This is a genomic window from Chloroflexota bacterium (assembly GCA_023475225.1).
GTDB lineage: Bacteria > Chloroflexota > UBA6077 > FW602-bin22 > JAMCVK01 > JAMCVK01.
In genome coordinates this window covers 106,666-118,659 of record JAMCVK010000014.1, presented here as the reverse complement: position 1 = coordinate 118,659, position 11,994 = coordinate 106,666, and the positions used below count along the sequence as shown (strand labels likewise).

Annotated in this window: 11 protein-coding genes; all 11 read left to right on the top strand. The window is 53.7% G+C overall.

The features are described from left to right. Nucleotides 1–112 precede the first annotated feature (112 nt). The 11 genes from M1136_02350 (at nt 113) to M1136_02300 (ending at nt 11,993) form a co-directional block, all read left to right on the top strand. A complete protein-coding gene (locus M1136_02350) occupies nt 113–1,213 on the top strand; it encodes an ABC transporter ATP-binding protein (GenBank protein MCL5074480.1) in 1,101 nt (366 codons plus the stop codon). 139 nt (nt 1,214–1,352) lie between these two features. Further along, nucleotides 1,353–2,285 (top strand): ABC transporter ATP-binding protein, encoded by a 933-nt coding sequence (locus M1136_02345; GenBank protein MCL5074479.1) that lies wholly within the window; start codon nt 1,353–1,355, stop codon nt 2,283–2,285. A gap of 10 nt (nt 2,286–2,295) precedes the next feature. Beyond that, nucleotides 2,296–3,129 (top strand): ABC transporter permease, encoded by an 834-nt coding sequence (locus M1136_02340; protein MCL5074478.1) that lies wholly within the window; start codon nt 2,296–2,298, stop codon nt 3,127–3,129. After that, nucleotides 3,126–4,439 carry a hypothetical protein gene (locus M1136_02335; protein ID MCL5074477.1) on the top strand — a complete coding sequence of 438 codons (1,314 nt, stop codon included), beginning with the start codon at nt 3,126–3,128 and terminating at the stop codon, nt 4,437–4,439. The genes M1136_02340 and M1136_02335 overlap by 4 nt, the downstream gene beginning before the upstream one ends. 81 nt (nt 4,440–4,520) lie before the next feature. Next, entirely contained in the window at nt 4,521–5,285 is a 765-nt protein-coding gene (locus tag M1136_02330; GenBank protein MCL5074476.1) for a glycosyltransferase family 2 protein, read from the top strand. A gap of 3 nt (nt 5,286–5,288) precedes the next feature. Next, nucleotides 5,289–6,017 carry a class I SAM-dependent methyltransferase gene (locus tag M1136_02325; GenBank protein ID MCL5074475.1) on the top strand — a complete coding sequence of 243 codons (729 nt, stop codon included), beginning with the start codon at nt 5,289–5,291 and terminating at the stop codon, nt 6,015–6,017. Nucleotides 6,018–6,049: 32 nt separating this feature from the next. Further along, nucleotides 6,050–6,415: an EamA family transporter gene (locus M1136_02320; protein ID MCL5074474.1), complete on the top strand. Its 366-nt coding sequence runs from the start codon at nt 6,050–6,052 to the stop codon at nt 6,413–6,415. Nucleotides 6,416–6,418: 3 nt separating this feature from the next. After that, complete coding sequence (locus M1136_02315) at nt 6,419–9,091, top strand: YfhO family protein (protein ID MCL5074473.1); 2,673 nt, start codon at nt 6,419–6,421, stop codon at nt 9,089–9,091. 82 nt (nt 9,092–9,173) lie between these two features. Beyond that, nucleotides 9,174–9,722: a bifunctional nuclease family protein gene (locus tag M1136_02310; GenBank protein MCL5074472.1), complete on the top strand. Its 549-nt coding sequence runs from the start codon at nt 9,174–9,176 to the stop codon at nt 9,720–9,722. A 10-nt stretch (nt 9,723–9,732) separates the two neighbouring features. After that, nucleotides 9,733–10,080 (top strand): hypothetical protein, encoded by a 348-nt coding sequence (locus M1136_02305; GenBank protein ID MCL5074471.1) that lies wholly within the window; start codon nt 9,733–9,735, stop codon nt 10,078–10,080. Nucleotides 10,081–10,304: 224 nt separating this feature from the next. Further along, nucleotides 10,305–11,993: a DUF1957 domain-containing protein gene (locus M1136_02300; protein MCL5074470.1), complete on the top strand. Its 1,689-nt coding sequence runs from the start codon at nt 10,305–10,307 to the stop codon at nt 11,991–11,993. Nucleotide 11,994: the final 1 nt, after the last annotated feature.

The window sequence follows — 11,994 nt, the reverse complement described above, 5'->3', positions numbered from 1 at the left end:
TGTTATATTTATAAACGAGGTATGGCTCGTAAGAGGGATATGTAAGGTGATTTGTCAGGAGGTAGAATGGGATTAAGCCTACAAGTGCAGCGCATAAGAGGAGGGGGATAGGATGGCTAGTGTTACCCTGGAGCACGCGATGAAACAGTTCGGCGATGTGGTTGCCGTCAATGACCTGTCCTTGTCTGTTCAGGATAAGGAATTCATCGTCTTGGTCGGCCCATCTGGCTGTGGCAAGACTACGGCTTTGCGCCTGATCGCTGGACTTGAGGAGCTCACCGCAGGGAACATCTACATCGGTGATCGTTTGGTGAATGATGTGGCCCCGAAGGATCGGGATATAGCCATGGTCTTTCAGAGCTATGCGCTCTATCCCCATATGAAGGTGTACGATAACCTGGCCTTCGGTTTGAAACTGCGCAAGATACCGAAAAAGGAGATCGACCGGAGAGTGCATCAAGCGGCCGAGATATTGGGGATCGAAGCCCTTCTGCAGCGCAAGCCCAAGCAACTATCCGGAGGACAGCGTCAGCGGGTGGCCTTGGGGCGGGCCATCGTGCGGGAGCCGAAAGCCTTCCTGATGGATGAGCCGCTCTCTAACCTGGATGCTAAGTTACGGGTAGCCACCAGGGCTGAGTTGATCAAGTTGCATCGGCGCTTGGAGACGACGGTGATCTATGTGACCCACGACCAGGTGGAGGCGATGACAATGGGTAGTCGCATCGCCGTGATGCGGGATGGGATCTTGCAACAGCTGGATACGCCTCAGAACGTCTATGATCATCCGGCGAATATCTTCGTGGCTGGCTTCATCGGCAGTCCGGCGATGAACTTCTTCGATGCTAGACTGACGGGCACGAGGGAGGAGATGTACATTGACGGAGGAACATACCGGTTGAAGGTCCCTGAGGAGAAGACTCTCAAATTGGCCGGTCATCTGGGGAGGGAGATCATCCTTGGTATTCGTCCGGAGGATATCAGTGATCGGGCTCTTTACCGGGGGCCATTGGAAGACAGGACGATAAAGGTGAAGGTGGATGTGGTAGAAGAGATGGGCAGCGAAAAATACGTGTATTTCCTGACCGGAGATAAGAGCTTCATCGCCCGTATGGATCCGCAGACCCAGCTGTGGCCGGGACAGGATGCGGAGGTGGTCGTGGATATGAGCCGTATGCATGCTTTTGAGCGGCAGACCCAGGAGGCTTTGGACTAGACCATTTTCTCTCCGTAAGTACGTTGAGTCATCTCGGAGCCACACTCTAAGTTTCCTCGAGGGGCGCTTTTTATCAAGCGCCCCTCGAATGTCCCTCGATCCCCCGGATGCAATGTGTTGATGGAGGAAGCAGTAGGCCATGATTAGAACCCAGGCCCTCACGAAGCAGTACGGGAGCCTGACGGCTGTCAGTGAGCTGGATCTGCATGTCCGGCAAGGGGAGATCTATGGCTTCCTGGGGCCGAATGGGGCAGGGAAGACGACGACGATCCTTATGCTGCTAGGCATTGTGCAGCCTACCAGTGGCCAGGTGTACCTCTTTAGTGAAGAGCTGCAAAAGGACTATTTCAGCATCAAGCGCCGCCTTGGGGTCATGGGTGAACGGCAATATCTCTATGACGATGTGACGGCCCACGAATATCTCTCCCTTTTTGCGGAGCTTTATGAGGTCAAGGAGAAGGAGACTAAAATTGCTATCCTCCTTGAAGCACTCGATCTTTACGATTATCGGAATATCCTGGCGCGTGATTACTCCCGGGGCATGCAACAGAAGTTGGGGTTGGCCAGGGCTCTGCTGCACGATCCGGACCTGTTGATCTTGGATGAACCGGTATCTGGACTTGACCCCCATGGCATCAAAGAAGTCAGGGAATTGATTCAGGAGGAGAATCGGCGGGGAAAGACCATCTTCATCTCTTCCCATATCCTGTCTGAGATCGAGAAGACAGCTGATCGTGTGGGCATCATCAATCATGGTAAATTGGTCGCTCAAGATAGCATGGAGAATATCAGGCGAAAGTTGAGGAGGGATATCGAACTAGAGATAGAGTTGGAAATGTCCAGCCCGGAGATTGCGTCTGCCCTCCGCTCCTTACCTTTTGTCAAAGAAGTAGTTGGTCAAGATAATAAACTGGCCGTGCGGTCGGAAGAGACTGAAGATTTCCGACCCCAAATCTTCCAATCCATCGCTTCCCGAGGGGGGGTTATCCTGGATATGCGGACTAAAGAGATGACTCTGGAAGATGCCTTCATCACCATCACGGACCAGAATATATCATTGTTGACCGGTTGAGGGAGGACTGATGAACCTGGGGGCAGGGTACAGATGGCGAGCGGTAGCAGTCCTTCAGGGGAAGGAGTTGCGAACTATGGTCTTCGGCATAGGTATTTATCTCGCCCTTGTACTGGCCCTATCGGCTTCGGCGCTGGTTTTACGGAACTATCTAGGGGTTGTGGCAGAGAAGGGTGTAGCAGTGATGTCTCGCCCCCTCTATGTCCCTCTTTTCATTAGCGTCCTCCTATCTGCCCTCTATCTGGCCATCTCCTCCTGTACAGCGATCTCCAGAGAGAGGGATCAAGGGACCCTGGAGGTGCTCTTCTATGGCCCGGTAGATCATCTATCGTACGTACTGAGCAAGTATGTGGCCCATCTCCTGGCCTATCTACTGATGGCCTTCTTCTACGTTCTCTCCCTCTGGTTACTATCCCTGGTGACCAACCTGGTCTTTTCCGCAGAGCTGCTTTGGGCCGTGCTCCTTTCAGTGGGCACCGTGTCCGGGATGATCGCCTTCGGTCTCTTCCTCTCAGCGTTTACCCGTCGGGTGCGAACATCGCTAATGCTCTTCGCCGGGGTGACCCTGATCTTCCTGGCCATACAGCTGGGCTATGAAGTCCTGGCTGGCCTGCCGGCGCAGGGCCGTTCGCACCCCTTCCTCTACCTCAGGGACGTTTTGGTCCTCTTGAACCACCCCATCGAATGGCTCTCGCCCTTCTCCTTCCTGACCAGGGGGATAGATGCCGTTTGGGTCGGAAATGTGCCGTTGTATGTCACCATCGCCCTTTTCTCCATCGGATATACCATATTGTTACTGTTTCTGGGGGTCATCGCTTTGAAGCAGAAGGGGGTAAGGGCGTGAGGAGGGGTGTCCTCTTAGGGATCGTTCTACTGCTTATTCTTACTTTAGCCTCAACGGCCACTGCCCAGCCGCCAGAAAAAGAGAAACAGTTCGTCTATGCCCTGAGCGCTTTCGATGGTAAGCTGTACAATAGTAGCTTTTGTCCCCAAAGTGTCACTACGCTTTATCTTCTGGCTGATGAGCGCAACATCATCGCTCCCAGACGTACAGAGGTCTATTTCTGGCCTTTGACCAACGAGTATATGGCTGACTGGTTCAGCCTGGATGAAAAGGTCCAGGGCACTCTAGAGATTCTGCAAGGTGGTCGTCTCGCTTGGTCCTTCCCCACAACGAAGTACTGCATTCAATATCCAGAAGGGCAGGACGGTGGAAAGGTTTATCTTTATGAGGGTGAGGCGGCCGAGAGGCAATATGAGAAGTTCACGAAGGCCAGAGAGAACTTCTTCAAGCAGATCGAGGATTACAACCACCAGAGTGATGAATATGGTCGGCTGCTTGAGGAATGGTCCAAGAAGGCGCCCGGAGAGAGGCAGACCCTTCCGCCGGAGCCCCCTCAGCCCCCGCCCCCATTTAAGTTTGTGAGCACTGGCGTATTTGAGGGCTTTGTAGTGTCTCTTCCTGAGGGGAGCTATACCGTCAGGGTGAGAGCTGGGGATGGGAGCATAGTGGCCGGGAGCGAGAAGAAGCTGATCGTCTTCGCCTCCCGGCGGCAGGGCATCGGATATGTGGTGCGGCCCCAGAGCCGCTGGACCGTCCCGGAGCAAGCCGCTGACCCAGCAGGAGTGATCTACGCCCAGGGCGAAAGCACTATTTATTTAGAGCCATTCACTCAGAGGGAGTATAGAGATCTCTATTACGCACGGTTACTGAACCCGCAGAGCCAAGAGGGCCGGGAGGATAGCTGGAGATGGGTCTTTCTTCAGCCTGAATCCGGCGTCCGTTTGCAAATAATTAAACAGGGACAGCTCATCAACACCATAGATTTGCAGCCGTACTTCGCCCAACTGACCCCCGGCCCAGCCCTGGGCTACGAGGTTGTGCCTTATGATAAAGAGAAAATCAAAGAGGGCTCACCGAGTTTCACGGGGTACAAGGTGCAATTGGATCCGGGCGGTGCTCTGTATACCGTCAGGCTAATTGATAGCGCTGGACAGGTTGTTCCAGGCTCCGAAAGGGAGATCCGGATAATTAAGGCCCAGGACACCTTGACGGCTTTTCCTCCAGCAGCGGTTCCGTTATTGGCTGGGATCATCTTAATGGCCTGGCACCGCAGGCGATTGGCCGAAAAGAGTAAGGTCAGGATACTCTGAATAGTTCCTTAAGAGATTCATTCCAGGACTAACCCCGATTCAAACTGAGACCGAAATCGCGCTTTAAGGGTACAATAGAGTATGGGGCAGGAGACTCAGCACAGCATCTCAGCATTTTTCCCGGCGTATAATGATGGGGGAACCATTGCCAGCATGGTTATCTCTGTTGATCGGGTGTTGCGCTCTATCACCAGGGATTATGAGATCATCGTCGTCAATGATGGAAGCGTTGATTACACCCAGGAGATGCTGGACGAGCTGCGCGAAAAATACCCGGCCTTGAGGGCCATCCTCCATCCCCAAAACGCCGGTTATGGCCGGGCACTGCGCAGTGGCTTCGCCAATGCTAGCAAAGACCTGGTCTTTTATACCGATGGCGATGCCCAGTATGATCCACGCGAGTTGGTTCTCCTCCTTGAGCATCTCACGGATGACGTTGATGTAGTGAATGGTTATAAGATTCAGCGTCATGATCCCCTCCATCGCATCATCATTGGCCGTGTCTATCACTGGATAGTGAAGATAGCCTTCGGGCTGAAGCTGCAGGACGTCGATTGCGACTTTCGTCTTCTCCGCAAGAGGGTCTTAGACTCGCTACAACTGGAGTCGGACAGCGGTGTCATCTGTGTTGAGCTGATGACTAAGATTCAGCAGGGTGGCTTTGTGGTGGCTCAGGTCCCGGTGCATCATTACCATCGGGCCTATGGCAAATCCCAATTTTTTGCCTTCCGACGTATTTGGCATGTCGTAGTGGGCTTAGTGCGCCTGTGGTGGAAACTGATTCTGCGCCAAGAGTTGTCCCAAGCCAGACGCCGTAGCCGCTCTCTGGAAATAGAAGACGGATAGCCAGTGGAGAAGGAGCAATATCGCCTGCTGTTTGAGGCAGAAGAGCGCCACTGGTGGTATTTGGGGATGCGGCGAATCTTTCAGGAGCTTATCTGCCTCTATTATCGAAATGGCTGCGATGGTGAAGTCCTGGATGTGGGATGTGGCACAGGTGGGACCACTCGTTACTTAAGCCGCTACGGCCGGGTTACGGGGGTGGATATCTCGGCTGAGGCCCTTACTTACGGCCAGGAGCGGGGGCTAAATCGTCTTCTGCGGGCAGCAGTGGATAGTCTACCCTTCGCTGATTCCTCCTTCGACCTGGTTTGCTGCTTCGAGGTCATTTATCATCAGCTGATCGGCGACGATAGGCTCGCCCTGCAAGAGTTTTATCGCGTGCTGCGGCCGAAGGGCATCCTTTTCCTCCGAGAACCGGCTTACAATTGGTTACGAGGAGCACACGATATCGCTGTCCATACCAGACATCGCTACACGACTGGGGAACTCTGGGCTAAGCTAACCAGTGTTGGTTTCACAGTGAAGAGGGTGACCTATGCCAATAGCCTGCTCTTCCCCCTGGCGGGGATGAAGCGCCTTATGGAAGGGAAGATCGGCCAATGGGGTTCAGACCTGCGGCTTCCTTCAGCAGGGATCAACCGCTGGCTGATGCGTACCTTATTTTTGGAAGCGTGGCTTTTAGTCCGGACGAATCTACCCTGGGGACTTTCGGTGATCGCCATCGCTGTTAAATAACCGGCACCGTATGCCTAGTAAAGGGGGAAGCAGTGAGAGCCTTTTTACTGTTGTTAGTCGCTATATGTCTCTCAGTCAGTGGTGAGCTATTGCTGAAATACGGAGTCAACCAGATTGGAGTTCTTTCAATGCATCCTAGCCTCCTGCTTGGCGGGCTGACACGTGCTTTTACTACCGTACCGATACTCCTCGGCTTCGGATTGGTCTTCTCTGGCTCTATCTTCTGGCTATCGGTCATATCACGGGTCGATCTGAGCTATGCCTATCCTATGCTCAGCCTGGGCTATGTTCTGGTGGTAGTGACCTCCTGGTTGATCTTGCGCGAGCAGGTTTCGCTCCTGCGTTTTGCTGGAGTATCTATAATCTGCCTGGGAGTCTTCATCGTTTCCAGGAGCTGAAAGGTGGACCTGCTGGATCAAGCAGCTGCTGAGATCGGGAAAAGGCATAGCGGCAAATATGGGCGAGTGTACTCCCTGGCTATGAGGGTGGGGATGAGGGGTGTCCGGGGTCTGGCCCAAGGAATCATGAGGCGAGCCAGGTTTGGGTGGCAGAGCGAGATGAGAGGCGATGTTGGGGCCATCGCCTTTCTGTTTTGTGCCGTGCTTTTCCTCTTCAGGGAAGCTATTCTGGCAGGCAAGATCTACTATGAAAGTGATACCGTCACTTTCTATTTTCCTCTGGCGATGCGGGTGGATCAGGCCTTTGCCCAGGGACGCATCCCGTTATGGACGCCCAATATGCTCGCCGGATTCCCTCTTTTTGCCGATGGGGAAACGGGCATACTTTATCCCCTGAATCTGCTCCTGTTCGCTATTCTTCCTGCCGTGCAGGGCTTCGTCTGGCAGCGGGTGATCCACTTCTTCCTGGCGGGCTGCTTCACCTATGCTTACGCGCGGCTGCTCGACTTGAGCCGATCAGCGGCCATGGTGGCAGCCCTGGTCTTCACCCTCGGTAGCTTTATGGTCGCCCAAATGCATCATGCTAATGTCGTGAACAGTGCTACCTGGCTGCCGTTGATCCTGTTCTTCCTGGAAAAGGGCCTATGCTCTCGGGGCAAGCGCTTTTATCTCTACCTCACCCTCGCTGGGGTTGCCTTGGGTGTTGAGTCCCTGGCCGTACATGTCCAGCCGGTACTGCTCACGTCGCTGGCCATCGCTCTGTACGTGGCCTTTCGTGTCCTCCTTGCAAGTGGGATCACCGTTGAGATGAGGTCGTTTGGTCCCCTCGTCCGGACAGGGGTGGTACGATCGTTGCTCCTTTTGCAAGTGCTGTTCCTGGTGTTCACCATTGGCCTCGGCCTGGCCGCGGTACAGCTTTTGCCACTTTATGAGTTATCTCGCTATTCTTTTCGAGGCTATCGCGCCGCCTGGGAGTTTGCCACGTCGTTCTCTCTGCCGATGCAAAATATTTTGACCTTGCTCTTCCCTTATTTCTTCCGTGGCCCCCATGGGGAGAACTGGTCGCCCTGGGTGCACTGGGAGACGACTGTCTATGCCGGAATTGCCCCACTGATTCTGGCCTCCCTGGCCGTCATCTGGGTGAGAAATAGATATGTTCTCTTCTTCGGTGTCTTGGCCCTGCTGAGTCTATTGCTGGCCTTCGGCGGCTATTTGCCCATCAAGCTTTATTGGCTGGTGTGGCGCGTGCCTGTGCTTTCGATGATGCGCGTGCCGGGCCGCTTCAGCTTGCTGTTTATCCTCTCTGTGGCCATATTGGCCGGGTTTGGTTTGGATTGGCTGCGAAAAAGAGCACTGAGTCATGGCTCGTCTGCCTCTGCATCATCCCTGACTCAGGTGAGACGGGACCGGTTCGGTCTATATCTAGCTGTCCTGGCGGCATGTCTGGGTGGGATAGGTTTGCTTCTGAGCAGCGGTCGGGCCTGGCTGGTGACCAATAGAGAACTGGCTCTCGCTCTGATCCAGCGATTCTATCTGGCTCAGGACCGAGGCAACGCCACGCTCACCGCTGAACAAGCGTACGATTTCTTGTTGCATTCTTTAGACCTTTCTAACCCAAGGACGATCGTGTCCCTGGTCCTTTTACTACTCACTGTTCTGACGCTCTTCTGTTTCCAACGCTTTACAATTGCTCCCTGGTTGGGGCAAGGTTTGTTAGTGCTTCTCGTGGCTGGCGATTTGCTCTATTTTGCCTCGGGATTTCACCCGATGATTTCAATTGAACGGCTGGTCACGCCCTCAGCGGCCATTGATTTTATGAGAGAAGGCGCTGGCCTCTATCGGGTTTACACTTGGAGGCATGTCGAGCTGGAATCCAATAAGCTGACCCAATTCGGGCTGGCCCAGTTTGGGGGCTATAGTTCTCTGAGGATGGATCGTCACCGTATCTATACGGTTCATGCCCAACGCGCTGGCAATCGTCTACTGGACCTGGCCAATGTCCGCTATGTTCAGGCAGCCAAAGATACGTCGAGCAGTGCGCTGTCCAGGTACCGGCCGGTTTTTCAGGATGGCGAAAACATGGTCTATGAGAACCCCAATTATCTGCCGAGGGCTTTTCTTGTCCCCTCGGTCAAAATCATCAAGCCCGGGCCAGGCGTTATGAGGCGGATGATGGAAAGCGACTTCGACCCGGCCAAAGAGGCCATCCTCGAGGAACCCTTCGATTTGACGCGGTTGATGGTGCCTGATAAGGTATCAACGTTGGGGGTCAGTCCCGATGTTTCCCTAATGGGTTCCACTGAGGTAGTGCATTACTCGCCCCAAAGAGTTCTTCTGCGGGTACAGGCCGCAAGAAATGCCTTGTTAGTCCTCACCGATGCCTATTATCCGGGATGGAAAGCCTTTGTGGGTGGGAAGAGGACAAAGATCTATCGGGCTGATTACCTCTTCCGGGCGGTTTACGTTCCTCAAGGCGATCACACCGTGGAGTTTGTGTTCGACCCCTTCATGGTGAAATTGGGGCTCCTGATTAGCGCTATTACAGCCATCCTCCTTCTTCTGTTTTGGCTCACGGTGATCTACGAGTCGCATTTGACAAAAGCTGCCCTGCATCTTATACTTAAAAAGGACACCCGTGGCAGTCCTGAAGCGGTCCTACCGCACGGTGGGGAGTAATAGGCAGCGGCATAATTTATGCATCTTCTTAATCCATAGAGTATCTTAGCGAGGAACACGGCAAGGGAGGAGCAGTAGGATCATGGTTGAGATGACTGTCGAAAGTGTTCGCGTGAGCCTCCAGACTTACCAGCGTGTGGTAGTCTTGAAGGAAAAGGCCGCTGAGCGCTATCTGCCAATCTGGATAGGAAATAACGAGGCTGATGCTATCGTCCTCCGCTTACAAAACGTACCTGTGCCTCGTCCCCAAACCCATGACCTTCTTAAATCGGTCATCCTCCAACTGGGAGCCAAGGTGACTCGCATTGTAGTGAACGATTTGGCCGACGATGTATTTTACGCTAGAATCCTGATGGATCTTGACGGGCGGCATATAGAGGTGGACTCACGCCCTAGTGATGCCATCGCCCTGGCGGTGCGGGTGCAGGCGCCAATCTTTGTGGAGGAGTCTGTCCTGGAAAAGGCCGCTGTCACTCTGGGGACGGAGCGTAAGGAAACGCTACATGAGGAGACTGGCCAGGGTGTTACTGAGGAAGAACTGAAGAGGTTATCGGCCTTTCGGAATTTTATCAACACGCTCGATCTCGACGATCTGGGCAAACCTGATTCTGGGTCAAAAGGGATGCAGTAGGGTAAGTGAAATGAGTGGCCACGAAAGAATAATCAAACAGATGATTTTGACCACAGTAACGAGGTGTGCTGCGTGTGGGCGGCCATATCATATGGATAATGTCAGGATTCTTGGCCACCAGGATGACCTCTGGTTCCTTATGATTATCTGTAATCACTGTCGCAGCCATGGCCTGATCGCGGCTTTAATTAAAGAAGAGCATATCACCGAGATCGTCACCGACCTCACCCCCAGGGAGATGGAAAAGATTCGCGAGGCAGCCGCCATCGGGGCTGATGATGTGCTGGACATGCACGAGTTCTTGCAAGAGTTCGACGGCGATTTCCTCTCTCTATTCCGCGGGCAGGAAGAATCCTGAGCTCGATCTCAGCAGTATCCCTTGTCTTATTGGTTTTTCCAGCCCCTAACCCCCTACGCTGGTGGAGGCTTTATAGAGAGGGTCGCAGCTGGGGGATGCCCCAAACCTCGCCAGGGTGGATTTGTTGCCCTGGGACTCCCGTTGTTGAACATCCTCTTTTATTGTCTGGTTTACCCTGACCCAGGAAAATAGTTTTCTGCCTAACTATTGAGAGGAGAATATCGGTGAAAAAGGGCTATTTTACTTTTGTGCTCCATAGCCACCTACCCTACGTTCGCAAGGCCGGCCGCTGGCCTCACGGGGAGGAGATGGTGCATGAGGCCTTGGCCGAAACCTACATCCCTCTCCTCAACGCTCTTAATGATCTTAAGGATGGTGGATACCAGCCAAAGCTTAACATCGGCTTTACTCCTATCCTTCTCGAACAGATCGCCGACTCCACCGTATTGGAACATTTTGAACTCTATTTGCTGGAAGAGATCGAAGCTATCGAGTCGGACATAAAGCGGTTTGAGCGTGGAGGGCAAGGGCACCTCCATCACTTGGCCAGGTTCTATCATGACTGGTATAGCCAGATCCTAACTAGCTTCCAGGAGCGCTATAAACGGGATGTCGTTGGGGGCTTTCGCCGTTTGCAGGACAGTGGCAATCTCAATATCCTCACCAGCGCTGCCACCCACGGCTACCTCCCCCTACTGGAGAGGGATTCGAATCTTTATGGACAACTTAAGGTTGGTGTGCTGGCCCATTGGCGACACTTTGGGCGAAGGCCGCAGGGCATCTGGCTACCGGAGTGTGGCTATCGCCCCGCCTACTATCGGTCCAATAAGACCTCATATTATAAACCGGGGATAGAGGAGTTTTTGGCCGATTTCGATTTGCACTATTTCTTCACCGATAGCCACGTAATCGCTGGGGGGCAATTGGTGGGCAAGGTAGCTGGCGACGTCATTGGTCCCTACGGTCGGCCGCTAGAGCGGAAGCTGGCCGTAAAAATAGACACGCGACAGCAGGCTAGGGAGCGAACAACTGCTCGCCCCTATTATGTCCAGGCAACCAATGTGGCTGTCTATGGCCGGGATGAAAGGACAGGACTCCAGGTATGGTCTGCTTCCCAGGGCTATCCCGGCGATCCTCTTTACCGTGAATTCCACCGCAAAGATGCTGTCTCCGGGCTTCAATATTGGCGGGTGACTGGTCACAACGTTGACCTGGGGGAGAAGGAGCTCTACGATCCATCCCTGGCGAATAGCCAGGCCCTCAACCACGCTCGCCACTTCGTGCGCATCGTTGGGGAGAGATTACTTGCCTTCCATGAACAGCATAGTCAGCCCGGTATTATCGTCTCTGCCTATGATAGCGAGCTCTTCGGGCATTGGTGGTTTGAAGGGGTCGTCTGGCTTAAGGAGGTACTGAGGCTGCTGGAGACAAACGCTGAGATTGGTCTGACTACGGCTGAGGAGTATCTTGATGCTTATCCACCAGAGGAGGTCATCAGTCTTCCGGAAAGCTCCTGGGGCGAAGGGGGGCAACACTGGACCTGGTTCAACCCTCAAACCGAATGGATGTGGCCATTGATTCATAATGCTGAGCAGATGATGGAGCATCTGGTGTCCAGATACCCTCAAGCAACGGAACCATTACTCTCTGTGCTGAATCAGGCCGGGCGTGAACTCCTGCTGCTTGAGTCAAGCGATTGGCCCTTTCTCATCAGTACTGGACAGGCAGCAGCCTATGCCAGTGCTCGCTTTCAGCAGCACTTAGCCCGTTTCAACCATCTCAATATGATCGCCGCTTCTGGTCAGATGCGACCGGAGGACAGGCGTTTCCTGGCCCTTGTCAGCGAGCTCGATAATCCCTTCCCCGACATTGATTATCGCTTCTTCGCCGACCGGGAGGGCGAGCGGGCTTGAG